Source organism: Streptomyces sp. NPDC054883 (assembly GCF_053610645.1).
Genome location: NZ_JBSGYT010000003.1, coordinates 135,641 through 161,707 on the forward strand (window position 1 = coordinate 135,641; position 26,067 = coordinate 161,707).

18 protein-coding genes are annotated in these 26,067 nt (G+C 70.6%); 4 read left to right on the forward strand and 14 right to left on the reverse strand.

All coding sequences use genetic code 11. The annotated features are described in order from the left end of the window. Positions 1 to 6: 6 nt before the first annotated feature. The 8 genes from ACWGH1_RS04245 to ACWGH1_RS04280 all read right to left on the reverse strand — a co-directional run bounded on the left by ACWGH1_RS04245 (position 7) and on the right by ACWGH1_RS04280 (position 11,171). Positions 7 to 795, reverse strand: coding sequence for an ATP-binding cassette domain-containing protein (locus ACWGH1_RS04245; protein ID WP_053684862.1), 789 nt, complete (start codon positions 793 to 795; stop codon positions 7 to 9). A gap of 170 nt (positions 796 to 965) precedes the next feature. Continuing rightward, a complete protein-coding gene (locus ACWGH1_RS04250; RefSeq protein WP_453353286.1) occupies positions 966 to 2,078 on the reverse strand; it encodes a sugar ABC transporter substrate-binding protein in 1,113 nt (370 codons plus the stop codon). Positions 2,079 to 2,195: 117 nt separating this feature from the next. After that, on the reverse strand, positions 2,196 to 3,410 hold the full coding sequence (locus ACWGH1_RS04255) for an ROK family transcriptional regulator (RefSeq protein ID WP_453353287.1): 1,215 nt from the start codon (positions 3,408 to 3,410) through the stop codon (positions 2,196 to 2,198). A gap of 211 nt (positions 3,411 to 3,621) precedes the next feature. Then, entirely contained in the window at positions 3,622 to 4,557 is a 936-nt protein-coding gene (locus ACWGH1_RS04260; protein ID WP_453353288.1) for a carbohydrate ABC transporter permease, read from the reverse strand. Positions 4,558 to 4,570: 13 nt separating this feature from the next. Then, the gene (locus ACWGH1_RS04265; protein ID WP_453353289.1) at positions 4,571 to 5,515 is read right to left on the reverse strand and encodes a carbohydrate ABC transporter permease; all 945 of its coding nucleotides are present in this window, start codon (positions 5,513 to 5,515) and stop codon (positions 4,571 to 4,573) included. 23 nt (positions 5,516 to 5,538) lie between these two features. Beyond that, entirely contained in the window at positions 5,539 to 6,987 is a 1,449-nt protein-coding gene (gene ngcE, locus ACWGH1_RS04270) for an N-acetylglucosamine/diacetylchitobiose ABC transporter substrate-binding protein (RefSeq protein WP_453353290.1), read from the reverse strand. Between the two features lie 313 nt (positions 6,988 to 7,300). Beyond that, entirely contained in the window at positions 7,301 to 10,015 is a 2,715-nt protein-coding gene (gene acnA / locus ACWGH1_RS04275; RefSeq protein ID WP_453353291.1) for an aconitate hydratase AcnA, read from the reverse strand. Positions 10,016 to 10,169: 154 nt separating this feature from the next. Beyond that, positions 10,170 to 11,171, reverse strand: a complete 1,002-nt coding sequence (locus ACWGH1_RS04280; RefSeq protein WP_453353292.1) for a LacI family DNA-binding transcriptional regulator — start codon at positions 11,169 to 11,171, stop codon at positions 10,170 to 10,172. A 166-nt stretch (positions 11,172 to 11,337) separates the two neighbouring features. Here ACWGH1_RS04280 and ACWGH1_RS04285 point away from each other — a divergent pair, with 166 nt between their 5' ends. From ACWGH1_RS04285 to ACWGH1_RS04295, 3 genes are all read left to right on the forward strand, one after another. Continuing rightward, the gene (locus tag ACWGH1_RS04285; RefSeq protein ID WP_453353293.1) at positions 11,338 to 13,233 is read left to right on the forward strand and encodes an amidohydrolase; all 1,896 of its coding nucleotides are present in this window, start codon (positions 11,338 to 11,340) and stop codon (positions 13,231 to 13,233) included. A 128-nt stretch (positions 13,234 to 13,361) separates the two neighbouring features. Beyond that, positions 13,362 to 14,891, forward strand: a complete 1,530-nt coding sequence (locus ACWGH1_RS04290; protein WP_453355103.1) for a helix-turn-helix domain-containing protein — start codon at positions 13,362 to 13,364, stop codon at positions 14,889 to 14,891. Positions 14,892 to 15,099: 208 nt separating this feature from the next. Further along, positions 15,100 to 16,503: a cytochrome P450 gene (locus ACWGH1_RS04295; RefSeq protein WP_453408407.1), complete on the forward strand. Its 1,404-nt coding sequence runs from the start codon at positions 15,100 to 15,102 to the stop codon at positions 16,501 to 16,503. On the opposite strand, the gene ACWGH1_RS04300 is transcribed toward ACWGH1_RS04295, so the two are convergent. Continuing rightward, entirely contained in the window at positions 16,500 to 18,053 is a 1,554-nt protein-coding gene (locus ACWGH1_RS04300; protein WP_453355101.1) for an MFS transporter, read from the reverse strand. The two genes, ACWGH1_RS04295 and ACWGH1_RS04300, sit on opposite strands and share 4 nt — an antisense overlap. A gap of 97 nt (positions 18,054 to 18,150) precedes the next feature. Here ACWGH1_RS04300 and ACWGH1_RS04305 point away from each other — a divergent pair, with 97 nt between their 5' ends. Further along, on the forward strand, positions 18,151 to 20,202 hold the full coding sequence (locus ACWGH1_RS04305; RefSeq protein WP_453355100.1) for an alpha/beta fold hydrolase: 2,052 nt from the start codon (positions 18,151 to 18,153) through the stop codon (positions 20,200 to 20,202). Positions 20,203 to 20,266: 64 nt separating this feature from the next. Here the strand turns inward: ACWGH1_RS04305 and ACWGH1_RS04310 are convergent, their stop codons facing one another. From ACWGH1_RS04310 to ACWGH1_RS04330, 5 genes are read right to left on the reverse strand one after another with little or no spacing between them, the layout of a single operon-like run. Continuing rightward, complete coding sequence (locus tag ACWGH1_RS04310; RefSeq protein WP_453408408.1) at positions 20,267 to 21,247, reverse strand: ABC transporter ATP-binding protein; 981 nt, start codon at positions 21,245 to 21,247, stop codon at positions 20,267 to 20,269. Beyond that, positions 21,244 to 22,236, reverse strand: a complete 993-nt coding sequence (locus tag ACWGH1_RS04315; RefSeq protein ID WP_453352940.1) for an ABC transporter ATP-binding protein — start codon at positions 22,234 to 22,236, stop codon at positions 21,244 to 21,246. The genes ACWGH1_RS04310 and ACWGH1_RS04315 overlap by 4 nt, the downstream gene beginning before the upstream one ends. Next, complete coding sequence (locus ACWGH1_RS04320; RefSeq protein ID WP_453352939.1) at positions 22,236 to 23,222, reverse strand: ABC transporter permease; 987 nt, start codon at positions 23,220 to 23,222, stop codon at positions 22,236 to 22,238. Before ACWGH1_RS04320 ends, ACWGH1_RS04315 begins: the two co-directional genes overlap by 1 nt. Continuing rightward, positions 23,219 to 24,169 carry an ABC transporter permease gene (locus ACWGH1_RS04325; RefSeq protein ID WP_453352938.1) on the reverse strand — a complete coding sequence of 317 codons (951 nt, stop codon included), beginning with the start codon at positions 24,167 to 24,169 and terminating at the stop codon, positions 23,219 to 23,221. The genes ACWGH1_RS04320 and ACWGH1_RS04325 overlap by 4 nt, the downstream gene beginning before the upstream one ends. A gap of 23 nt (positions 24,170 to 24,192) precedes the next feature. Then, positions 24,193 to 25,938: an ABC transporter substrate-binding protein gene (locus ACWGH1_RS04330; RefSeq protein ID WP_453352937.1), complete on the reverse strand. Its 1,746-nt coding sequence runs from the start codon at positions 25,936 to 25,938 to the stop codon at positions 24,193 to 24,195. Positions 25,939 to 26,067: the final 129 nt, after the last annotated feature.

Below are 26,067 nucleotides of genomic sequence, written 5' to 3' on the forward strand. Positions count from 1 at the left end.
GGGTGCTCACTTGCGGGCCTCCCCGGTACGGGCCGCCCGGCGGGTCACGGCGTTGTCCGTGGCCCCGGTGATGGCGGAGATGATCTCTTCCTGCGAGGTGTCGGCGACGCTGAAGACGCCGTTGTTGCGGCCCAGCCGCAGGACCGCCACCTTGTCGGCGACGGCCTTCACATCGGCCATGTTGTGGCTGATGAGGATGACGGCGTGACCGCGCTCGCGCAGCCGCTCCACCAGGTCGAGGACCTGGGCGGTCTGCTCGACGCCGAGGGCCGCCGTGGGCTCGTCGAGGATCACGAGCTTGGGCTCGCCCAGCATGGAGCGGGCGATCGCCACGGTCTGGCGCTGACCGCCGGACAGCGAGGCGATGGGGATCCGGACACTGGGGATCCGGATGGACAGGGTGGTCAGGAGCTCGCGGGCGCGGCGCTCCATCTCCACCTCGTCGAGGATGCCGCGGCGCTTGAGCTCGCGGCCGAGGAAGAGGTTGCCGACGACGTCGATGTTGTCGCACAGCGCGAGGTCCTGGTAGACCGTCGCGATGCCCAGGTTCTGGGCGTCGTGGGGCTTGCCGATGGAGACCGGGCGGCCCTCCCACTCGATGACTCCGTCATCGATCGGGTGCACGCCGGCGATCGTCTTGACCAGCGTGGACTTGCCGGCGCCGTTGTCACCGACGAGGGCGACCACCTCGCCGGAGTGGATCTCGAGTTCTACGTCGGTCAGGGCCTGAACGGCGCCGAACCGCTTCGAGACCCCTCGCAACGCCAGCACGGGCGCAGCGGACACATGAACCATCTCCTTCGCCGCCTGACCGGCGGGGATGTCGTGCAAAAGAGCAGGAACGCGAATGGGGCTATGGGGGAAATCAGAGGAAACGTTTCTGTACGGCGCCCCGCGGATGGCGGGGAAAGGAGGCGGGGCGCCGTACAGGCGCGGGGGCCGCCCCGTCCGGGGCGACGGGGGCCTTACTTCAGGCCGAGGCTGGCGCAGGCGGCCGCGTACTTGTCGGTGCAGATCTCGTCGGCCGTGTAGACGCCGTCCTTGATGACGGTGTCCTTGATGTTGCTCTTGGTGAGCGAGACGACCGGGATCAGCACGGACGGGACGCCCTTGGTGGTCGGGCTGTCGACGTTCTGGTTGACGATGTCGCTGGTCTTCTCGTGCTTGGCGAGGGCCACGGCCATCTCGGCGGCGGCCGAGGCCTCCGGCGCGTACGGCTTGTAGACGCTCATGAACTGCTCACCCGCGACGATGCGCTGCACACCGGCGAGCTCCGCGTCCTGGCCGGTCACCGGGGGCAGGGGGGACAGGCCGGCCGCCTTCAGGGCGGTGATGATGCCGCCGGCCATGCCGTCGTTGGCGGAGTAGACGCCGACCACCTTGTCCTTGCCGAGCGCCGAGAGCGCGCCCGCCATGTTGGTGTTGGCGTTCTCCGGCTTCCACTCCTTGGTGTCGTACTCCTTGCCGATGGTCACCTTGCCGTCGAGGACGGAGTGCGCGCCCTTCTTGAACAGGGCGGCGTTCGGGTCGGTGACGGAGCCGTTCATCATGACGATCTGGCCGTCCTTGGCCTTGTCGCCCAGCGCGTCGAGCAGCGCCTTGCCCTGGACCTTGCCGACCTCTTCGTTGTCGAAGGAGGTGTAGGCGTCGATCGGGCCCTCGGCGAGGCGGTCGTAGGCGACGACCGGGATGCCGGCGTCCTTGGCCTTCTTGACCGAGCCCGCGATGGCCTTGGCGTCGACCGCGTCGACGATCAGGACGTCCACCTTGTTGGTGATCATCGTGTCGACCTGCGAGTTCTGCGTGGTCGCGTCCTGCTTGGCGTTGGCGTAGACGACCTTGGCCTTGCCGCCGGTGAGGTCGGCGACCTTCTTCTCGATGAGCGGCTTGTCGAACTTCTCGTAACGGGCCGTCTGGTTCTCCGGCAGGAGCAGGCCGACGGTGATCGCGTCACCCTTGGCGGCGCCGGACTCCTTCGTCTTGTCGCCGGACTCCTTCGCGCTCCCACATGCGGCGAGGGAAACGGCCATGGCGCCGGCGGCGACGGCAACAGCGGCTCTGCGCATACGAGTGTTCATTGGTTGAACCTCCCTGACGAGGCCGCGACAGTGCGGCCGAGGTGGATGCGAGTCAACCCCGGCCACAGTTTGCCGTCAAGGAGTGAATCCTTAACGAGATGACAACGGTGCCATCCGTTATCTAACTGAAGACATCAGGGCGGGAGCCCGTACTCCGATTCCATTTTCCGCCAAAAGCGTCGAATCGCCCATCTCGCTCAGTACGAGAGCCAGTGCGCCGAGTACTTCCGCGCGGCCGCCCAGGGAGCCGGTGAGCACCGAGAGTTGCCGGGCCGCGCTGGGGATCGCGTACCTCCCCACTGATTCACGGATGGGGGCCAGGACGAGTTCACCGGCTTCCGCGAGCGAGCCGCCGAGCACCACCCGGCTGGGGTTCAGCAGGTTGCACAGGCTGGCCACGCCGCTGCCGATGTGCCGGCCGACGTCGGTGATGACCCGGCGGCAGCCGGGGTCGCCCTCGCGGGCCAGCTCGACCACCCGCTCCATCGTCAACTCCGCGCCGTGGCTGCTCTGCAGGAGGGGCAGGACGTAGCGGGCGGCGGCGAAGGTCTCCAGGCAGCCGCGATTGCCGCAGCGGCAGACCGGGCCCGATTCGTCGAGGGTGATGTGCCCGATCTCGCCCGCCGTGCCGCCGGGTCCGCGGTAGATCTGGCCGTTGATCACCAGGCCGGCGCCGACACCGCTCGCGACCTTGATGTAGGCGAGGTCCTTGACCCCCCGGCCGCTCCCCCAGACCAGCTCGCCGAGCGCGCCGAGGTTGGCGTCGTTGTCCACGTACACGGGTACGCCCAACCGGCCGGACAGCTCCTGGCGGGGGTTGATCCCGGCCCAGCCCGGCAGGATCGCGGTGGAGCCGAGGGTGCCGGACTCCACGTCGATGGGGCCGGGGACGCCGAGGCCGACGCCGATGACCTTGTCGCGGCTCACGCCCACGCCTTCGATCAGCCGTCCGACCAGCGCTTCCGCGCGGTCGAAGCCCTCGGTCCAGGAGGCGTCCACGTCCAGCGGCTCGGAGTCCTCGGCGAGCACCTGGTGGGCGAGGTTGCCCACCGCCACCCGCAGGTGGGTGTGGCCGAAGTCGACGCCGATCACGATGCCGGCGTCCCCGCTGAGCGAGACGCTGCGGGCGCGCCGGCCGCCCGCCGAGGTGTCGGTGACCTCGACGGTCCCGCCCTCCTTCAGCTCGCGGACGATGTTGGAGACCGTGGCCGCCGACAGTCCGGTGGCGCGGGCGATCTCCGCCTGCGTCAGTGAACCCGCGAGCCGGACGGCCCGCACGACGCGTTCGAGGTTCGCGCGATGCAGCGACGACTGCGATCCGGGAGTCTGCACGACTCATCCACTCCTGCCCATAAGCGACGGCCGGCCGTCGCCCCCCGGCCGGCCATCAGGGCTGAGTGCTCCGAGACACCGGCGTCTCTCCAACTTGTGAACCTTAAGTCGAGCCTTTGGCCCGTCAGACGTCAAGAGGCTGACGCAGCACGAATCGGTCACTAAAGGGCGTATGGAGTGAAACAAGTCCGGCTACATCGTGCGGGCGGTGCTACTTGAGGGTGGCGGAGGTCAGGCCGGCCTGGATCTGGCGCTGGAAGGAGAGGTAGACCACCAGCATCGGGATCATCGCGATGGTCACGCCGGCGAACAGCACGGGCAGGTCCGTCTCGTAGCCCATCTGGTACTGGAGCTGGATCAGGCCCTGGGTGAGCAGGTAGCGCTCTGGGTCAGATCCGCTCTGGGGCTGCATCAGCACGGAGGGCAGGATGTACTGGTTCCACTGGCCCAGGACATTGAATATCCCGACGCTGATCAGGCCCGGCTTGGCCATCGGCAGCATCACCTGGAAGAAGATCCGGGTGTCGGAGGCCCCGTCGATCACCGCCGCCTCGTGGACGGCGGTGGGCAGCGTCCGGAAGAACGAGTGCATGAAGAAGACGGTGAACGGCATCGAGTACGCCACGTAGACGAGGATCAGGCCCTGGTACGTGTTGAGCATGTCCAGGCGCTTGACCATGAAGAACAGCGGGACGAGCGCCAGGAAGACGGGGAACATCGCCCCGCTGACGAAGAAGTAGTAGACGACCCGGTTGCCCGGGAAGGGGTAGCGGGCCAGTACGTACGCCGCCATCGAACCGAGCAGCATGGTCAGCGGGACCGAGAACACCAGCACGATCAGCGTGTGGGCGAAGTAGTCGCCGATGCCCTTGTCCCAGGCGCGGGAGAAGGCGTCGAGGTGCCAGTGGGAGGGCCAGCTCAGGGCCGAGCCACCGATCTGCGAGTCGGTCTTGAAGGAGCCGAGCGCGAGCCAGATCAGGGGCAGGACGATCAGTATCGCCCAGACGGCCAGGAACCCGTGCGAGAAGACGTTGAGCACCGTGCCGTCGGAGCGGCCGGTGCCGCGCTCCTTGGCGCGGCCGGCGCGGCCGGCGCCGCCGGGCCGCTCGGCGGCGGCCTCTCCGGGAGCCTTGATCACTGTGGTCATGGGTGTCTCCCGCTCAGAACTCGATGCGCTCGCGGCGGGTGGCGCGCAGCGTGACGATGGAAAGGATCATGGTCAGGACGAGCATGACCACGCCCATGGCACAGGCGTATCCGCTCTTGCCGAAGTAGAGGAAGTTGCGCATCAGCACCGTGGCCATGACCTCGCTGTGGTGGTCCGGGCCGCCGCCGAACTGGCCCGAGGTCATGGTGGACACCAGGACGAACATGTCCATCGCGGCGATGCCCAGGTAGACGGCGGAGGTCTGCACCGAGTCCCACAGCAGGGGCAGGGTGACCTTGAAGAAGGTCTGGGCGCGTCCGGCGCCGTCCAGCAGCGCGGCCTCGTAGATGTCCTTCGGGATGGACTGCATCGCGGCGGAGAAGAGCACCAGGTAGAAGCCGACGCCGTGCCAGACGACCACCAGGAGCAGGCACCAGAGCACCAGGTTCGGCTCGTTGAGCCATTCGACGGGGCGGGTCGGGTCGACGAACCCGAGTTTGGTCAGGAAGCCGTTGAGCAGGCCGCCCGCGTCGCTGCGGTACACGGCGCCGAAGAGCACGGCGAGGATGGCCAGGGAGAGGACCTGCGGGAAGAAGTAGACGATCTTGTAGACGCCCGACCCTCGTACGCCCCGCACCCCGCCGGCGCCGCTGCGGCCGCCCGCGTTCACCATGAAGGCGAAGAACAGGGCGAGCAGGATGGTGATCACCGGGACGAACACCAGGAGCAGCAGGTTGTGCCACAGGGCGCCGCGGAAGACCTCGTCCTTCATCAGCGCCGCGTAGTTGTCCAGGCCGACGAATCCGAACGTCGGGGACTGCCCCGACCAGTTGGTGAAGGAGTAGCCGAACGTCTGGATGTAGGGCCAGATGACGAAGGTCAGGTACAGCGCGAGCGGCAGGATCAGGAAGCCGGTGATGAAACCGCCCCGTCCTCTGCTGCGGGCAACGTGGCTCATGGTGTCCGTCCCGTCCGGTGACGTCAGCTGCGGCGGTTGTTCTTCGCGTTCGGGTCCTTGGCAGCCTTGTCTACCGCAGCCTGGGCCCGCTTGATCCATTCCTTGGGCTGGATCCGCTGGGCCATCAGCTCATTGGACGCGTTCTGGATCTCGGTGTCCATTTCGCTGTACCAGTCGGGGTACAGGTAGTTGAAGGTGTTGGTCCCGGCCGCCTTGACCGCCGCCACCGCCGACGCGGTGCCCGGCCGCAGCTTGACGCCGGGGTCCACCCCGTCCTTGACGACGGTGAGGGAGTTGGCCTGCTGGGCGAAGGTGGTCGACCATTCGCGTGACAGCATCGAGCGCAGGAATTCGAGTCCGCCGGCCTTGTTGGCGGCCTTCTCCGGGACGATGAAGGGTTCCCCCGCCCCCGCCCGGATGGCCTCGAAGGGCAGCTTGCTGTCGGCCAGCAGCGGGACCGGCAGGAACTTCATGTCGAAGTCCTCCGGGGTCTGCTTGAGCTGCTCGTTCTCCAGCCAGGAGCCGGAGGGGATGAAGGCGGCCTTGTACTGGTTCCAGGCGGTCTGGGATTCCGTGTGGGTGAGGCCGTTGGTGCCCGGCATCAGCAGGCCCTTCTCCACGACCTCGTACACCGCCTCGACCGCCGCTAGGGCGGCGGGGTTGCCCTCGAAGGCGTTCGGTTCGAGGTTGTCGATCGCCTTCATCGCGTCCAGGCCGCCCTTCTTGGCGATCAGGTCCATGATGACGACGTTGATGTAGTACGGGTACTTGCCCTGGTGGGCGAGGCCGCCGAGGCCGGCCTCCTTGGCCTTCGTGCAGACGGCCAGGAACTCGTCCCAGGTCTTGGGCTCGGTCCAGCCCTTCTCCTTGAAGAGCTTGCCGGAGTACCAGAACCCGAACACGGTGTAGACGTAGTAGAGGGCGACGAACTTGCCGCCCTGGGTACCCTGTTCGACGGTGCCGGGGATCAGCATGTCCCGGACCTTCCTGGCCGGGTCGTCCAGGGAGGGCGCGTCGAGGACCTGGGTGAGGTCGGCGAGCTGGCCGCCCTTGGCGAGGACGTCGACCTTGATCTGCTGGGCACCCGAGTCGTCGATGACGTCCGGCGGGTTGCCGCCGTTGAAGCGCGGCTGGAGCTTCCCGGTGATCTCCTGGGTGCCCAGGTGGGAGCTGGTGGTGCCCCACTTCTTGTCGAAGGCGGCTTCCCACGCCTTGGCGTAGTCGTCGCCGAACCCGCCCTTGAAGACGACGACGTCCATCTTGCCGCCCTTGGCCACGCCGAAGGGGTTCTCCTTGGAGACGGCTCCCTTCGCGGGGCCGTTCGTCGTCGTGTCGCCGCCGGAGGCGCAGGCGGAAAGGAAGCTCATCGTCGGGACGGCGATCAGGCCGAGTGCCGCGGAGCGCTTGATCAGGTCCCGGCGGCCGAGGCCCTCACCGGTGCTGTGCTCGCCGTGGGCGGAGGTGGATCCCATGCTCAAGTCCTCGCCTTCGTCAGGAGTGTGAAGGAGGAAGGAACACCACGGCGGCTGCCGTGCCCGCGGCATCGCCGCAGGTCCCCACCGTCCCCCCGTCCGGGGCCGCACGTCTCGCGGCGGCCCGGACGGCCACAGGTATAGTCCACTTCCGCTCGGGTGAGCAAGATCGTGCACAAGTATCTGCCCCGGCTTTTCCGAGTTGAGACCTCACCGTCACCTGGCTGGCCGATACCCGACGGTCCGAAAAAGCGGAAGGGCCGTACCCCCTTTCGGGGATACGGCCCTCGGGTGCCGCTCGGCGTCCGCGTGACTAGCCGCGGATCAGGTTGCGGAGCACGTACTGCATGATGCCGCCGTTGCGGTAGTAGTCCGCCTCACCGGGCGTGTCGATGCGCACGACCGCGTCGAACTCCACACCGGTGTCGGTGGTCACCTTGACCGTGCGCGGGGTGGTGCCGTTGTTCAGCTCCTCCACACCGGTGAAGGAGAAGGTCTCCTCGCCGGTGAGGCCCAGCGCGGCCGCCGAGGCGCCCTCGGGGAACTGGAGCGGGAGCACGCCCATGCCGATCAGGTTCGAGCGGTGGATGCGCTCGTAGGACTCGGCGATGACGGCCTTGACGCCGAGCAGCGCGGTGCCCTTGGCCGCCCAGTCGCGGGACGAGCCCGAGCCGTACTCCTTGCCCGCCAGGATGACCAGCGGGATGCCGGCGGCCTGGTAGTTCTGCGAGGCGTCGTAGATGAACGCGACCGGCGCGCCGTCCTGGGTGAAGTCGCGGGTGAAGCCGCCCTCGGTGCCCGGCGCGATCTGGTTGCGCAGGCGGATGTTGGCGAACGTACCGCGGATCATGACCTCGTGGTTGCCGCGGCGGGAACCGTAGCTGTTGAAGTCGCGGCGCTCGACGCCGTGCTCCGTGAGGTACTTGCCGGCCGGGGTGTCGGCCTTGATCGCACCGGCCGGGGAGATGTGGTCGGTGGTGACCGAGTCGCCCAGCTTCGCCAGCACCCGGGCGCCGGCGATGTCGGAGACCGGGGTGGTCTCCATCGTCATGCCCTCGAAGTAGGGGGGCTTGCGCACGTAGGTGGACTGCGGGTCCCACTCGAACGTGTTGCCGGTCGGGATGGACAGCGCCTGCCACTGGGCGTCGCCCGCGAAGACGTCCCGGTAGGACTTGTTGAACATGTCCTCGCCGATGGCGTTCGCCACGACGTCGTTGACCTCGGCCTCGGAGGGCCAGATGTCCTGGAGGTAGACCGGCTTGCCCTCGGTGTCGATGCCGATGGCGTCCTTGGTGATGTCCACCTTCATGGAGCCCGCGATGGCGTACGCGACGACCAGCGGCGGGGAGGCCAGGTAGTTCATCTTGACGTCGGGGTTGATCCGGCCCTCGAAGTTGCGGTTGCCCGAGAGCACCGAGGTGACCGCGAGGTCGGCCTCGTTGATCGCCTTCGAGATCTCCTCGTCCAGCGGACCCGAGTTGCCGATGCAGGTGGTGCAGCCGTAGCCGACCAGGTTGAAGCCCAGCTTGTCCAGGTACGGGGTCAGGCCGGCCTTGTCGAAGTAGTCGGTGACGACCTTCGAGCCCGGGGCCAGGGTGGTCTTGACCCACGGCTTGCGGGTCAGGCCCTTCTCGGCCGCCTTCTTCGCCACGAGCGCCGCGGCGACCATGACGTAGGGGTTCGAGGTGTTGGTGCAGGAGGTGATCGCGGCGACGGTGACGGCGCCGTGGTCGATCTCGAACGAGGTGCCGTCGGCCAGCGTGACCAGGGTCGGCTTGGTCGGGATGCCGTTGGCGGAGGCCGGGGCGTCGGACGCCGGGAAGGACTCCTTGCCGGCCTCCTCGTCGTCGCTGACGTAGTTGCGCACGTCGACGGCGAACTGCTCGGCGGCGTTCGCGAGGACGATGCGGTCCTGCGGGCGCTTCGGGCCGGCGATGGAGGGGACGACCGTGGAGAGGTCGAGCTCCAGCTTCTCGGAGAAGTCCGGCTCGGCGGCCGGGTCCAGCCACAGGCCCTGCTCCTTGGCGTACGCCTCGACCAGCGCGACCTGCTGGGCGTCGCGGCCGGTCAGGCGCAGGTACTTCAGCGTCTCGTCGTCGATCGGGAAGATCGCGGCGGTCGAGCCGAACTCCGGCGACATGTTGCCGATGGTGGCGCGGTTCGCGAGGGAGGTGGCGGCGACGCCCTCACCGTAGAACTCGACGAACTTGCCGACGACGCCGTGCTTGCGCAGCATCTCGGTGATGGTCAGCACGAGGTCGGTGGCGGTGGTGCCGGCCGGCAGCTCGCCGGTCAGCTTGAAGCCCACGACGCGCGGGATCAGCATGGAGACCGGCTGGCCGAGCATCGCGGCCTCGGCCTCGATGCCGCCGACGCCCCAGCCCAGCACGCCCAGGCCGTTGACCATGGTGGTGTGCGAGTCGGTGCCGACGAGGGTGTCGGGGTAGGCCTGGCCGTTGCGGACCATGACCGTGCGGGCCAGGTGCTCGATGTTGACCTGGTGGACGATGCCGGTGCCCGGGGGGACGACCTTGAACTCGTCGAAGGCGGTCTGGCCCCAGCGCAGGAACTGGTAGCGCTCCTTGTTGCGGCCGTACTCCAGCTCCACGTTCTGGGCGAACGCGTCGTTGGTGCCGAACTTGTCAGCGATGACCGAGTGGTCGATGACCAGCTCGGCCGGGGCCAGCGGGTTGATCTTCGACGGGTCGCCGCCGAGGGCCTTCACGGCCTCGCGCATGGTGGCGAGGTCGACGACGCAGGGGACGCCGGTGAAGTCCTGCATGATCACGCGGGCCGGCGTGAACTGGATCTCCTCGCTGGGCTGCGCCTGCGAATCCCAGTTGCCGAGGGACCGGATGTGGTCGGCGGTGATGTTCGCGCCGTCCTCGGTACGGAGCAGGTTCTCCAGCAGCACCTTCAGGCTGTAGGGAAGGCGGGCCGCGCCCTCGACCTTGTCCAGCCGGAAGATCTCGTACGACTCGTCGCCCACCTGCAGCGTGCTGCGGGCGTCGAAGCTGTTCGCCGACACGACAGTCTCCTTCATGCATGATTTCGCGCGTATAACCGCATCCTGCCGCCACGCCCCATGGCCAATCCGCTAAGGTAAGGCTAAGTTAGGTAACCCTTACCAGCGGGGGCGGCTGCGGTACGCCTTCGGCAGATATCTCGATGTCGAGATAACTCTAGTACATGTCCGGGGGAAGGGACGAGGCACGCACCCGCAGTCCTGCCGCCACGGCCAGCTGGCCGGGCGGTTCCGCTTCCCCGGACTCGACCAGCGCCACCAGCGCGGACACCGCACGGACGGCGATCCGCTCCGGATCCAGGGTGACGGTGGTCACGGGCGGTTCGTTCTCGGCGTACGCGGGATCCTCGCTGGCGCAGACCAGCAGCAGGTCGTGGGGCGTACGGATGCCGTGGCGCGCGGCGGCCGCCAGCGCCTGCCGGCCTCCCGGGTCGTACACGCAGTAGACGGCGTCGGGCCGGGCGGCGGCCCCGAAGGCGCCGTCGAAGGCGTGACCTGCACGGTCGTCGGGATCGAAGGGGATCACCAGCGGGTCCGCGCCGCGCCGCGCGCACCACTGTTCGTAGGCGGATGTGACGGCCCCGGTGTAGAACTCCCGGCCGTAGCCGGAATGCAGCGCGATCCGGCGGGCTCCCGAGGTCGCGAGGTGGTCGAGCACCTCTCGCGTGGTGCTCGCGTGGTCGTTGTCCACCCATATGTCCGACGGCCACGGGTCCGGCGGGCGGCCGTCGAAGACCACCGGCAGGCCCCGGGCCCGCAGGGACCGCAGCACCGGGTCCCCGGCCGGGCTGTCCAGCAGCAGCATCCCGTCGACGGCGAGGGTGTGCCACAGCGGCTCGCCGCCGCGGTCTGCGGGCAGGGTGGTCAGGGCGTAGCCGCGGGCGTGCGCGGCGGAGGTGGCCGAGGTCAGCAGCCGGGAGAAGTAGGCGATGCCCGCGAAGTCCCAGGCGGAGCCCGCGTACGTGGTCACCGCCACCCCGAGGGTGCGGGTGCGGGGGCCGCGCCGGGAGCCGTAGCCGAGGCCGGCCGCCACCTCGCGGACCCGGCGGCGGGTGCCGTCGGCGAGGCGGCCGGTGCCGTTGAGGGCGTGCGAGACGGTCGCGGTGGAGACCTCCGCGGCGCGCGCGATGTCGGCGATGGTCGGTCCGGGGCCGGGCACGGGGTCATCGTACGGGTGCGGCCGGGCGGGCCCCCTGGCGGCGGGGTGCGCTCCGCTCGGGGGCGTGGTGCGGAATCCGTCGCTCGGGGCGGCTTCTGGTTAACGGGTTAATCACCCAATGTCCACGCCACGTACCGACACCGCCGTACCGATGTCTGGAGTGGCCATGACCCCTTCCCCCCTGTCCCGCCGAGGGCTCCTCGCGTCCGCCGGGGCCGCCTCGGCGGCGACGCTGCTCGGCGCCGGCGCGGCCTCCGCCGCCGCCTCCGGGCCTTCCGGGGGCCGGGGCTCCGCCGCCCTGGTGTTCCACAACGCCCGGGTGTACACGGGCCGGGCCGGCGGCCCGCCCGCGGACGCCGTCGCGGTGGGCCGGGACGGCCGGATCCTGGCCACCGGTACGAGTGCGTCCGTACGCCGGCACGCCGGGCGGGACACCGAGGTGGTCGACGCCCGCGGCAACACCGTGATGAGCGGGATCCACGACGGGCACGTCCACCCGCTGGGCGCCGGGGAGCGGTCGCTGCGCCCGTCGCTGGCGAGCGCGGAGACCACCGTGGCGGAGCTCACCGCCCTGCTGACCGGTTTCCTCGCCGACACCGGCGGGCCGGGCGCCGAGCCCGGCGGCTGGCTGGTGGTGGAGGACTGGAACCCGGTCGGGCTGCTGCCCGCGGGGACCGCCCCGCACCACGCGGTGCTGGACGCGCTGCCCACGCGGCGCCCCGTCGTCCTGGTCGGCGGCGACGGGCACAACCTGTGGGCGAACCAGCGGGCCCTGGACATCGCCGGGATCACCGCGGCCACCCCGGACCCGGTCGGCGGCAAGGTGGTCAAGGGGAACGACGGGCAGCCGACGGGCGTGCTCAAGGACGACGCGCAGGAGCTGGTGAAGCGGCACCTCCCGGAGCCGTCCGCGGCCGAACTGGTGGCGGCCTGCGCGAAGGTGCTGGAACTCGCGGCGGCGTCCGGGGTCACGACCATGATGGACGCCCTGGCCGGCCGGCACGAGCTGGAGCTGTACCGGGCCCTGTCGGCGGCGGGGAAGCTGCCGCAGCGGATCGTGCCCGCCATCCGGCTGGACGCCGCGCAGGCCAAGGACCCGGCGGCCTCGCTGGCGTACGCGCGCGGGCTGCGGCGGGAGTTCGAAGGCGTCCGGGGGCTCCGGTTCGGGATGATCAAGGTGTTCCTGGACGGGGTCATCGAGTACCCGGCGCAGACGGCCGCACTGCTGGAGCCGTACCTGGACGGAGCGGGCGGGCCGACCGGCAACCGGGGCGAGCTGTACACGTCGGCGGCGGACTACGGCCGGCTCGCCGCGGCGTTCAACGCGGCGGGCTGGCAGATGCACGCCCACGGCCTGGGCGACCGGGCGGTCCGTACCGCTTTGGACGGGTACGAGTACGCCAAGCGGGTGACGGGGCATCGGGACGCGCGCAACGCGATCGCACACCTCCAGATAGTCGATCCGGCCGATCTGCCCCGTTTCGCCCGGCTCGGCGTGGCCGTCTGCATGCAGCTCCAGTGGGCCTCGCGCGACACCTGGACGATGGAGGCGCTGCTGCCCTACATCGGCCCCCGCCGCCACCGTTGGATGTATCCGGCACGGAGCATCGAGAGGGCGGGGGCGCGGCTGACCGGCGGCTCGGACTGGCCGGTGGACGTCCTCCAGGTGTGGAACCAGCTGCGGACGGCGATCGACCGGCAGGGCGCGTTCGGCGAGGGTGAGCTGTACCGGGAGCTGGAGGGGCTGAGCCGGGACTCGGTACTGCGGATGCACACCTCGGGCACGGCCTGGCAGTTGCGCCAGGAGGAGCTGACGGGCACGGTGGAGGCCGGCAAGGCGGCCGACCTCGTACTGCTGGACCGGGACGTGACCCGCTGCCCGGTGGCCGACATAAGCGACACCGGCGTACGAATGACCCTGGTCGGCGGGCGCGTGGTGCACGACGCGGAGTCGGCGACGGGCCGGGCGGCCACCGCCCGCGCGCAGCGCGCCCGGTCGGCCCCGCGGCCGGCCTCGTACGCGGCGGTGCACGGCGGCCGGCACCACGCCTGCGGGCACTGAACGGGCCCGCGACCCGGGCCCGGTCGGCTGACTCGGGGTCAGCCGGCCGGGCCCCCGGCCACGGTGGGTAACACCCGTCCGCCACACCCCGTTCGGCCCCCATCTCATATCTGAGATACGGTGCACCCATGGCAGACGACTACCTCGTACGCATCGGCAAGCTCATCCGTGACGCCCGTCAGCACCGGGGCTGGACACAGAGTCAGCTTGCCGAAGCGCTCGGCACCAGCCAGAGCGCCGTCAACCGGATCGAACGCGGCAACCAGAACATCAGCCTTGAGATGATCGCCCGAATCGGCGAAGCTCTCGACAGCGAAATCGTCTCGCTGGGCTACGCCGGACCCATGCACCTGCGGGTCGTCGGCGGCCGCCGCCTCTCCGGTGCCATCGACGTCAAGACGAGCAAGAACGCGTGCGTCGCGCTGCTGTGCGCCTCGCTGCTCAACAAGGGCCGTACGGTGCTCAGGCGGGTCGCCCGCATCGAAGAGGTCTACCGCCTCCTCGAAGTCCTGAACTCCATCGGGGTGCGCACCCGCTGGATCAACGACGGCGTGGACCTGGAGATCGTCCCTCCGGCCCGCCTCGACATGGACGCCATGGACGCGGACGCGGCCCGCCGCACCCGCAGCATCATCATGTTCCTGGGCCCGCTGCTGCACCGCATGGACCAGTTCCGGCTGCCCTACGCCGGCGGCTGCGACCTCGGCACCCGCACCATCGAGCCCCACATGATCGCCCTGCGCCGCTTCGGCCTGGAGATCACCGCCACCGAGGGCATCTACCACGCCCAGGTCGCCGCCGGGGTCAGCCCGGACCGCCCGATCGTCCTGACCGAGCGCGGGGACACGGTCACCGAGAACGCGCTGCTGGCCGCCGCCCGGCACGACGGCGTCTCCGTCATCCGCAACGCCTCCTCCAACTACATGGTCCAGGACCTCTGCTTCTTCCTGGAGACCCTGGGCGTCAAGGTGGAGGGCATCGGCACGACCACCCTCACCGTCCACGGCGTTCCGAACATCGACGTCGACGTGGACTACTCGCCCTCCGAGGACCCGGTCGAGGCGATGAGCCTGCTGGCCGCGGCCGTGGTCACCGAGTCCGAACTGACCATCCGCCGGGTGCCGATCGAGTTCATGGAGATCGAGCTCGCGGTCCTGGAGGAGATGGGCCTCGACCACGACCGCTCGGCGGAGTACACCGCCGACAACGGCCGCACCCGCCTGGTCGACCTGACGGTCCGCCCGTCGAAGCTCGAAGCGCCGATCGACAAGATCCACCCGATGCCGTTCCCCGGGCTGAACATCGACAACGTCCCGTTCTTCGCGGCCATCGCCGCCGTCGCCCAGGGCCAGACCCTGATCCACGACTGGGTGTACGACAACCGGGCCATCTACCTGACCGACCTCAACCGCCTCGGCGGCCGGCTCCAGCTCCTGGACCCCCACCGGGTCCTGGTCGAGGGCCCGACCCGCTGGCGCGCGGCGGAGATGATGTGCCCGCCCGCCCTCCGCCCGGCGGTGGTCGTCCTCCTGGCGATGATGGCGGCCGAGGGCACCTCGGTCCTGCGCAACGTCTACGTCATCAACCGCGGCTACGAGGAACTTGCGGAACGCCTCAACTCGGTCGGCGCCCAGATCGAGATCTTCCGCGACATCTGAGCGCGCTGTGGATCTGGGACGGTGGACGGGACCTGTCCCAGATCCGCACCCACTCCACGGGCGGGCCCCGCCCGACGGAAGCCGCCGCGTTCTCGCGGCCGTCCACGGCGGGCCACCGGGCAGCGTCGGGATTCGGCCATATTGGGGCGGACCGGGGTCGGGGGAAGCGGCAGAATCGGGGGTTCGGGACGGCGTCGAGGGGGCGGCCATGGCAGTGGACGGTACGACGGGAACACGCGCGGGTACGGAGGTTCCGGTACTGGCCGGGGCGCCGTTGCTGGGGTCGCTCTTCGACCTGACCTCGGATTCGCTCGGCACCTACCTGCGCGCCCAGCAGCGGCACGGTGACGTCGTGCGCGTCAGCGCCGGGCCGCCCGGGTTGCGCACCGAGCTGTACTGCGTCTTCTCCGCGGAGGGCGCGCAACAGGTCCTGGCATCGGAATCGGCCAACTTCCGCAAGGACAACCCCTTCTACCAGGAGATCCGGGAGTCCCTCGGCAACGGCCTGCTGACCAGTCAGGACGAGGAGTACCTGCGCCAGCGCCGGCTGGTCCAGCCGCTGTTCACCCGCCGCCGCGTCGACGGCTACGCCGACGCCGTCGTGGCCGAGACCCGGGCGACGCTCGACGCCTGGGCGGAGGCGGCCGACGGGATGGTCGACGTCTCCGCCGAGATGATGCACCTCGCCCTGCGCGCGGTGGCCCGGATCCTGTTCGGCACCGATGTGGACGCCACCGTCGACGTCATCGACCGGTCCTTCCCGGTCATCACGGAGTACGTGCTGCGGCGCGGCTACTCCCCCGCCAACATCCCGCGCGGCTGGCCCACGCCCGGCAACCGGCGGGCGGCCGCCGCGATGCAGGAGCTGTACGCGGTCTGCGACCGGATCATCGCCGAGCGGCGGGCCGCACCGGCCGGCCGGGACGGCAAGGACGGTGACGACCTGCTGACGCTGCTCGCCGCCGCGCAGAGCGCGGACGACGCCGCCTTCGACGCCACCGAACTGCGCGACCAGGTACTGATCTTCCTGCTCGCCGGCCATGAGACGACGGCCACCTCGCTGGCCTTCACCCTGCACTTGCTGGCCCGCCACCCCGAGCACCAGGAGCGGGCGCACGAAGAGATCTCCCGGGTGCTCGGCGGCCGCGCGCCCGAGGCCGCCGACCTCGACCGGCTGCCGTACCTCACGCAGGTGCTCAAGGAGGCGATGCGCCTCTACCCCGCGGCGCCGGTGATCGGCCGCCGCGCCGTCGCCGCGAGCCGGGTCGGCGGACTCACCGTCCCGGCCGGCGCCAACGTGATCCTCGCGCCGTGGGTCACGCACCGCCACCCGGCCTACTGGCCCGACGCCGACCGCTTCGACCCGGAGCGGTTCACCCCCGAGGCCGAGGCCGCCCGCCCGCGTTACGCCTGGTTCCCCTTCGGTGGCGGACCGCGCGCCTGCATCGGGCAGCACTTCTCCATGCTGGAGTCGGTGATCGCGCTCGCGGTGCTGCTCCGGGAGTACGAGTTCGAGGCCGTGGACCAGGAGGTCCCGGTCGGCGTCGGCATCACCCTGCGCGCGGACGGCCCGGCCCGCTGCCGGCTGCGCCGACGGGCGCGGGAGTCCTAAACGGCCGCCGTCGGGGTGTGGTTGCCCTGGAGGCGGGCCAGGTCCGAGGGGCGGACCTGGATGACCAGCAGGGCGATCACCGCGGCGATCAGGGCGAACGCGGCCCCGACGATGAACGCCGCGCTCACGCCGGAGGCCAGCACCTGGTCGCCCCAGGGGTCCGGGAGCCGGCCGGTGCGCAGGAAGAGGGCGCGCTGCCCCGGGTCGGCGGTGGCCAGGAAGGCCGGGACCTGGGTGTGGGCCTCGTTCCGGCTGGCGGTGCCGAAGACGGTGACCAGGATCGACAGGCCGAGCGACCCGCCCACCTGCTGCGTGGTGTTGAGCAGTCCGGACGCCGCTCCCGACTCCCGGTCGGGGACGTTGGACAGGGCCATCAGGGTCAGCGAGACGAACTGCATGCCCATGCCGATGCCGAAGATGAGCATCGGGCCCAGGATGCTGCCGAGGTACGTCGAGTCGACGTCGGTCTGCGTCAGCCAGGCCAGTCCGGCCGCCGTGCAGAGCGCGCCGCCCACCATGAAGGGTTTGGGCCCGAACTTCGGCAGGAGCTGGGAGGCGAGGCCCGCGCCCATCCCGATGACCACGCTGATCGGCAGGAACGCGAGGCCGGCGCGCAGCGGGCTGAATCCCAGCACGTTCTGTACGAACAGGGTCAGGAAGAAGAACATGCCGAACATCGCGCAGGCGAGGAAGAGCATGATGCCGTAGGTCCCGGCCCGGTTGCGGTCGGCGAACATGTGCAGGGGTGTGATCGGCTGCGCCGAACGCCGTTCGTTGATGATGAAGAGGGTCAGCAGGACCACGGCGACGCCGAACGAGCCGAGGGTCAGGCTGTCGCGCCAGCCTTCCTGGGACGCGCGGATGAATCCGTAGACGAGGGCGACCATGCCGGTGGTGCACAGCAGCGCGCCCGCGAAGTCGAAGTGCCCCGGGTGGCGCTCGGACTCCCGGATGACCTTGACGGCCGTCAGGGCGATGGCCAGCGCGATCGGGACGTTGACGAAGAACACCCAGCGCCAGTCGAGCCATTCGACGAGGACACCGCCGGCCAGCAGTCCGATCGCGCCGCCACCCGCCGAGACGGCGGCGAACACGCCGAAGGCCCGGTTGCGGGCCGGTCCTTCGCGGAAGGTCGTGGTGATCAGTGCCAGAGCGGTCGGGGAGGCGATGGCGCCGCCGATCCCCTGGAGTGCGCGGGCCCCCAGCAACTGCCCTTCGCTCTGGGCGAGTCCGCCGAGCAGGGAGGCGAGGCCGAAGAGCAGCACGCCGAAGATGAAGACCCGTTTGCGGCCGAGGATGTCGCCCGTGCGGCCGCCGAGGAGCAACAGGCCGCCGAAGGTGAGGGTGTAGGCGCTGACGACCCACGACAGGCTCTCCGTGGAGAACCCCAGGGCGGTCTGGATGTGCGGCAGCGCGATGTTCACGATGGTGATGTCGAGGACCACCATGAGCTGGCAACTGGCGATGACGAACAGGGCGAGCCGGTTCCCGCCGCTTTCCCGGACCTTGCCGTCGGTCCCCGTGCTGGTCGGCAATGTGTTCCCGTCCACCCCTCCGACGCTAAACCTGCCACCAGGGGCCCACCACTCGAATGGCCTAACAGAAAAGCGCTATACCGTGTGATATTTCACATGGCAGACTGGGATCATGGACGACTTCCTCCGACTCTCCGCCGCCACCGGCCGGTTCACGTACGGGACCCCGCGCGCCTTCCGCTTCGGCGACGACGGGCGGCTGCTCTGGTTCCTGCGCTCGACAGGACCCACCGACCCGGTCGACGCCCTCTGGGTCCTCGACACCGCGACGGGCACCGAGACCCGGCTCGCCGACCCCCGGCAGCTGCCGCCCGGTGCCCTCCCCACCGCCGAACGCCGGCTGCGGGAGCGGATCCGGCTCGTCGCCGACGGCATCGGCTCGTACGCCCTCTCCGGCGACGGTCTCCGCGCCGTGTTCGCGCTCCACGGGCGGCTGTACGAGGTCAGCTGCGACGGAGCCGCACCGCCCGCTGAACTCCGCGCGGCCGGACCGGCGTTCGACCCGCGCCCGAACGCGGACGGCAGCCGGGTCGCGTACGTCACCGCCGACGCCCTCCACACCGTGCCCGGCGGCCGCGTCAGCCCCGACGACGGGGCGCGCTGGGGCGTCGCCGAGTTCGCGGCCGCCGAGGAGCTCGACCGGGACCGCGGGCACTGGTGGTCCCCGGACGGGCGGACCCTGCTGGCCGCCCGGGTCGACGAGTCCGCCCTGCAACGGCGCTGGATCGGCGACCCGGCGCACCCGGAGCTCCCGGTGGAGGACTTCGCTTACCCGCAGGCGGGCGGGCCCAACGCGGACGTCCAGCTGTGGGTGCTCGGGCCGGGCGGGGAGCGGGTACGGCTCGACTGGGACGCGGAGACCTACCCGTACGTCTCGGACGCCGGGTGGGAGTCGCCCGCGGAGATCCTGCTGACCGTCCAGGACCGGCTCCAGCGCACGGTGCTGCTGCTCGGCGCCGACCCGGTGACCGGCGCGACCCGCGAGCTGTCCCGCACGACGCACCCCCAGTGGGTCGACCCCCTGCCCGGGACCCCGGCCCGGCTGCCCGACGGGCGGATGCTCACCGCCGCCGACACCCCGGGCGGGGCCGCGCGCGCCCTCGCCGTCGACGGCGAGCTCCTGACCGGCGACGGGATCCAAGTCCGCCGGGTGGCCGGGTCGTACGAGGGCCGGCTGCTGGTCGAGGCCGGGCAGCGCGACCCCGCCGAGCAGCAGGTGTTCCTCATCGATCCCGACTCCGGTGGGCTGACCGCGCTCGCCGACGGTCCGGGGGTGCACGGCGTGCTCGCTTCGTCCGGGGCGCTACTGCTGACCAGCGCGGACGCCGACGGGATACGCCGGACCGTACGCACCGCCGCCGGGCGCGAGTTCAGCCCCGCCGACCTGGCCGAACCGCTGCCCCACCGGGTGGTCCCGGTGCTGCAGCGGGTCACCGAGCACCGCGTCCCCACCGCGCTGGTGCTCCCGCGCGGGCACGTCCCGGGCACCCGGCTGCCGGTTCTGGTGGACGGCTACGGCGGACCCGGCTTCCAGGACGTCTCCGCGGAACCGCGCCGGTGGCAGCACCGCCAGTGGTGGGCCGACCAGGGCTTCGCGGTGGTCACCATCGACAACCGGGGTACCCCGTACGTCTCACCGGACCACACCCATGCCATGTACCGGGGCTTCTCGGACGTCACCCTGGAGGACCAGGCCGCCGCCCTCCAGGCGCTCGGCGCCCGCCACCGGGACCTCGACCTCACCCGGGTCGGGGTGCGCGGCTGGTCGTACGGCGGCTACCTCGCGGCCCTCGCCGTACTGCGCCGCCCGGACCTCTTCCACGCGGCCGCCGCGGGAGCCGCGCCGACCGACTTCCGGCACTACGACACCGCGTACACCGAGCGCTACCTGGGTCTCCCCCAGGAGCACCCCGAGGTGTACGAGCGGGACTCGCTGATCCCGGACGCGCCCCGGCTGACCCGGCCCCTGCTGCTCGTCACGGGTCTGGCCGACGACAACGTCCACCCGTCCCACACCCTGCGCCTGTCGCGGGCCCTGACGGACGCGGGCCGCCCGCACCGGCTGCTGGCGCTGCCGGGCGTCACGCACATGACGCCGAACGGCACGCGGGAGAAGGTCATGCTCCAGGAACTGGACTTCTTCCGGAGTGAACTGGGCCTGTGACGGGTGAGGGGCCCCGGAGCCGATCGGGTCGGCTCCGGGGCCCCTTCTTCTCCCGGGGTCCCCGTCAGTCCCCCGGGAAGTGGCAGGCCACCTCGCGGGAGGCGGCGATCCGCAGCAGCGGGCGTTCGGTCCGGCAGACCTCCTGCGCCTTGGGGCAGCGCGGGTGGAAGGTGCAGCCGGGCGGTGGCGCGGCCGGGCTCGGCGGGTCGCCGAGCAGGACGATCCGCTCGCGCCGGCGCTCCGCCGCCGGATCGGGCAGTGGGACGGCAGACAGCAGGGCCCGGGTGTACGGGTGCTGGGGGTCGTCGTACAACAGGTGCTTCTCGCCGGTCTCCACGATGCGGCCCAGGTACATCACGGCCACCCGGTCGCTGACCCGCTTGACCACCGACAGGTCGTGGGCGATGAACACGTAGGCCAGGCCCAGTTCGCCGCGCAGCCGCTCCATCAGATTGACGATCTGGGCCTGTACGGAGACGTCGAGGGCGGAGACCGGTTCGTCGGCGATGACCAGCCGGGGGCTGGTGGCGAGCGAGCGGGCGATACCGATGCGCTGCGCCTGGCCGCCGGAGAACTCGTGCGGATAGCGGTCGATGTGCTCGGGGATCAGCCCGACCAGTTCCATCAGTTCCGCGGCCCGGCGGCGGGCGTCCCCCGCCGTCCAGCCCTGGACCAGCAGCGGGTCGCAGATGATCCGGGCCACCGTCTGGCGCGGGTTGAGGGAGGAGTGCGGGTCCTGGAACACCATCTGGATGTGCTTGCGCAGCGGCCGCAGGGCGCTCTGGGACAGCCGGCTGATGTCCCGGCCGTCGAACTCGACGCTGCCCGCGGTCGGTTCCAGCAACCGCACCAGCATCCGGCCCGTCGTGGACTTCCCGCAGCCCGACTCCCCGACCAGCCCGAGGGTCTCCCCCTCGCCCAGGTCGAACGAGACCCCGTCGACGGCGCGCACGGGCGCCCCCCGGCGCCCGGTCACCGACCGCCGGCCGGGGAAGGTCATGGTCAGGTCGCGTACGGCGAGCAGCGGTCGCGGTGTGGCGGTCATCGGGTCACCTCGGCGGGGGCGCCGGCTCCGGCGAAGTGGCAGGCGACGGCGCGCGCGGGTCCTTCCCCGTACGGTTCGAGCTCCGGGCGTTCGCCGGTGCAGCGCGCGGCCGCCTTGGGGCAGCGCGGCGCGAAGGCACATCCCGGGGCGGGGGTCAGCAAGGACGGCGGGGAGCCGGGGATGGCCCGCAGGGGCGCGTCGTCGGCGTCGTCGAGCCGGGGCAGGGAGTCCAGCAGCCCCCGGGTGTAGGGGTGGGCGGGTTCGGCGAACAGCTGGTCGACGTGGGCCTGTTCCGCGGCCCGGCCGCCGTACATGACCAGCACCTCGTGGGCGACCCGGGCCACCACCCCCAGGTCGTGGGTGATCAGTACGACACCGAGTCCGCGGTCCTGCTGGAGGCGGGCGATCAGCTCCAGGATCTGGGCCTGCACGGTGACGTCGAGTGCGGTGGTCGGCTCGTCGGCGATCAGCAGGTCCGGTTCGCAGGCCAGCGCCATGGCGATCATCGCCCGCTGCCGCATGCCCCCGGAGAACTGGTGCGGGTACTCGCCCGCGCGGCGGGCGGGTTCGGGGATGCCGACCTCGCCGAGCATGTCCACGGCCCGCTTGCGGGCTGCGGCGCGGCCTGCTTTGAAGTGCACCCGGAAGTGCTCGGCGATCTGCTCGCCGACGGTGTAGTAGGGGTGCAGGCTGGACAGCGGATCCTGGAAGATCATTGCCATCTTGCGGCCGCGCAGCCGGGACAGTTCCCGCTCGGACAGGCCGGTGAGTTCCCGCCCGTCGAGGGCCACGGACCCGCCGATCTCGGCCCCCCGGTGCAGGCCCATGACGGCGAGCGAGGTGACGGACTTGCCGGAGCCGGACTCCCCGACGATGCCGAGGGTGCGCCCGGCCTCGACGGTGAACCCGAGCGAGTCGACGGCGCGGACGGTACCGCGCGGGGTGCTGAACGTGACGTGCAGGTCGCGTACTTCAAGGAGAGCGGCCATCAGTACCTCACCCTCGGGTCGATGACGGCGTACAGGAGGTCGACGGCGAGGTTGGCGACGACGATGAAGAACGCGGCGAGCAGCGTGACGCCGAGCACCACCGGCTGGTCGGAGCTGACGAGCGCCCCGTAGAAGAGCCTTCCGATGCCCGGGAGGCCGAAGATGGACTCGGTGATGACCGCGCCGGCGAGGAGCCCGCCGAGGTCCATGCCGAAGATGGTGAGGATCGGGGTCATCCCGGAGCGCAGGCCGTGCTTGACCACGACGGTGCGTTCGGGCATGCCCTTGGCGCGCGCGGTACGGATGTACGGCTCGGCCATCGCCTCGATCATGGAACCGCGGCTCTGGCGGGCGTACATGGCGGCGTACAGCAGGGCGAGCGCGGTCCAGGGCAGCAGCAGGTTCGAAGCCCAGCCGAGGGGGTCGTCGCCGAAGGACTGGTATGCGGGGTAGGGCAGCAGCCCGGCGATGCGGATGACCCCGTAGATCAGCATCACGGAGGTGAAGTAGACGGGCAGCGAGGCCGCGGCGACGGCGCCGACCATCAAGGCCTTGTCGGTGGCGGTGTCCTTGCGCAGGGCGGCGGTGACCCCGGCGCCGAGGCCGAGCAGCAGCCACAGCGCCGCGGCGCCGAGGGCGAGGGACGCGGAGACCGGCAGCCGGTCCATGAGCAGGTCCCAGACGGGCAGGGAGTTCTCGTACGAGTAGCCGAGGCAGGGGAAGTCGCACTGGACGGCGTACTGGCCGCTGCCCAGGGTGCGGCCGGTGAAGATCCCGCTCAGGAAGTCGAGGAACTGCCGCCACAGGGGCAGGTCGAGCCCGAGGTACTCCCGCACGTCGGCCAGCCGTTCGGGGCTGCAGGTCTTGCCGCAGGCGGCCGCGGCGGGGTCGGAGGGCAGGACGTAGAAGATGAGGAAGGTGACGGCGGCGATGGCGAGCAGCACTCCGGCGAGGGCGACCAGCCGGCGGACCAGGTAGAGGATCACGTCCGGCCGCCCCTCGGGTCGAGGATGTCGCGCAGCGCGTCGCCCAGGAGGGTGAAGGCGAGTACGGCCAGGAACAGGAAGACGCTCGGGATGACGAAGTACATGGGGTCGGTCTCGTAGTAGGCCACCGACTCGGCGATCATCTGGCCCCAGGACGGGGTGGGCGGGCGGACGCCGACGCCGAGGTAGCTGAGGGCGGCCTCGGTGCTGATCATGCCGGGGACCAGCAGGGTGGTGTAGGCGATGACCGGGCCCGAGACGCCGGGGAGGATGTCGCGGGTCAGGATCCGCCAGGCCCCGGAGCCGCCGACGCGGGCGGCGTCGACGTATTCGCGGTGTTTGAGGGAGAGGGTCTGGCCGCGCACGACGCGGGCGACGCCGGGCCAGCCGAAGAGGCCGATCACGGCCGTCATGAGCACGATGCGGTTGACGTCCTTGGCCACCGAGAGCATCGCGATCATGAAGATGAGCGACGGGAAGGACATGGTCAGGTCCATCAGGCGGGAGAGCACCGCGTCGGTGCGCCCGCCGAAGTAGCCGGCTGCTGTTCCGGCCGCCGTGCCGGTGACCACGACGATCGCGGTGGCGGCGAAGGCGATCAGGAGGGAGACCTGGGCGCCGTTCACGACGCGGGAGAAGAGGTCGCGGCCGGTGACGGGTTCGACGCCGAGCCAGTGGGCGGGGCCGATCCCGCCGAGGGGGCCGAGCGGCTGCCCGCCGAGGTAGGGGTCGATGGCGGTCTTGTCGAACTCGTCCGGGGCCCAGCCGCCGAGCGTGCCCAGCCAGGGGGCGGTGACGGCCATCAGGACGAAGAGGAGGACGACGCAGAGGCTGACGCGGACGGCGGGGCGGCGGCGGAGTTCCCGCCGGGCGAGCTGCCAGGGGCTGCTGCCCGGGGGGACCTCCTTGACCGGTGCGCCCGCCGCCGGAGCGGTGGTGGTGGTCATGGGTTCGGGGCCCTCGCGGTCTCTCAGCCCTGGCTCTTCGAGGGGTCCTTGAGGCCGACCGTGGCGTAGTCGATGGTGCCGGTCCACACGGGGTGGCCGAAGGCGCCGGCGATGTTGGGGCCGACCAGCAGCGGCTTGCGCTCCAGCAGGACCGGCACCGAGGGGGACTTCTTCATGACCTCCGCGTCGAGGTCGGCCCAGGCCCGGGCGGCCTGCTTGGCGTCGGACATGGCGTTGATCCCGTCGATCCGCTTCATGGTCGCCTCGTCGCGGAACTGGCTGTAGTTGCCCTGGTTGCCCTTCTCCTTGATGGTGCGTCCGTCGAAGACGAAGGGCATCCAGGTGGAACCGGAGGGGTAGTCGGGGCACCAGCCGGCGAGGGTCATGTCGGGGGTGGTGGACAGGTCGCCGATGACGTCGTAGTAGGCGCCCGGGTCGACGGTGTCGATGACGACCTCGATGCCGACGCGGGCCAGGCCCTGCTGGATGGCCTCGGCCTTGCCCTTGTCGCCGGTGGACACGGCGAGCGACACCTTCAGCTTGTCCTTGCCGGCCGCGGCGAGCAGTTCCTTGGCCTTGGCCGGGTCGCCGGTCGGGGCGATCTTGAGGGTGTCGGCCTGCTTGCCGCCGGTGAGGGCCGGGGGGAGGTAGGCGGTGGCGACCTCGTTGAGGGCCGGGCCGCCGCCCGCGGTGATCACCGATTCCTTGTCGACGGCGTACTGCATGGCCTCGCGGACCTTCGGGTCGTTGAAGGGGGCACGGGAGTTGTTCAGGTGGAGCATCTCGGTACAGCCCTGGGACTCGGCGAGCAGACGGGCCTTGACGTCCGGCTTGGGCAGCACCTTCGGGGCGCTTTCCGGGCGCATGTCGGCGTACTCGATCGCGGAGGCGTCCACGCCCGCGCCAGCGATGATCCGGTCGTCGATCTGGCCGCCCTTGAGGCCCATGACGACCACGAACTTGTCCGGGTAGGCCTTGCGGACGGTGTCGGTCTTGGCGTCCCAGTGCTCGTTGCGGACCAGGACGAGCTTCTTGTCCCGGTCGTACGACTCGATCTTGTACGGGCCGGAGGAGAACGGACGGGCGTCGTACTGGGTGCCCTTCTCCTGGGACTGGGGGACGGGCGCGAAGGTGGGCAGGGTGGCGGTGGCGGAGAACTCCGCGACGGGCCGCCTGAGTTCGAAGACGATCGTGCGGTCGTCGGGGGTCTTGACGGAGTCGAGGTGCTGCCCTTCGAGCGGGCCCTTGTACCCCTCGGTGCCCGCGAGGTACTGGGCGGCGTAGTCGGGGCCGCCGGTGAGGTCGGGGGCGAAGGAGCGCTCGACGTTGTACTTGATGTCCTGGGCCCTGACGGGCGAGCCGTCCTCGTACTTCACGCCCTCCTTGAGCGTGAAGGTCCACGTCTTGCCGCCGTCGGAGGGGGTGCCGAGGTCGGTGGCGAGGTCGGGGACGAGTTCGCTGCCGGCCTTGCCGGGCTCGGCCTTGAAGGTGACGAGCGTGCGGTAGAGGAGCCGGGTGCCGAAGTCCATCGTCGGCATGACCCAGTTGCGCGCGGGGTCGAGGTGGGCGAAGTCCTGGTTGGACAGGACCGTGAGGGTGCCGCCCTTGACCGGGGTCCCGCCGAGGGTCTTGCCGTCGTTGGCGGCGGCGGGATTGGCGGCACCCGAGCCGCCGGCCGAGCCCTTCCTGGTGTCGGAGCAGCCCGAGGCACCGAGTGCGAGGGCGGCCACCAGGGCTGTGGCGAGGGCGAGTCGGGTGCGCTTGGTCATGGTCACTCCAGTGAAGGGCCGCGCTGATGTGACCGGTAACATAGTAATGTGAAATTGTACTGACAAGAGGTTGGCGCCCCCGTTATCCAGCCGTGCCCAAAAAGGGCCTGCCGCTAGGGAGTTGGGGAC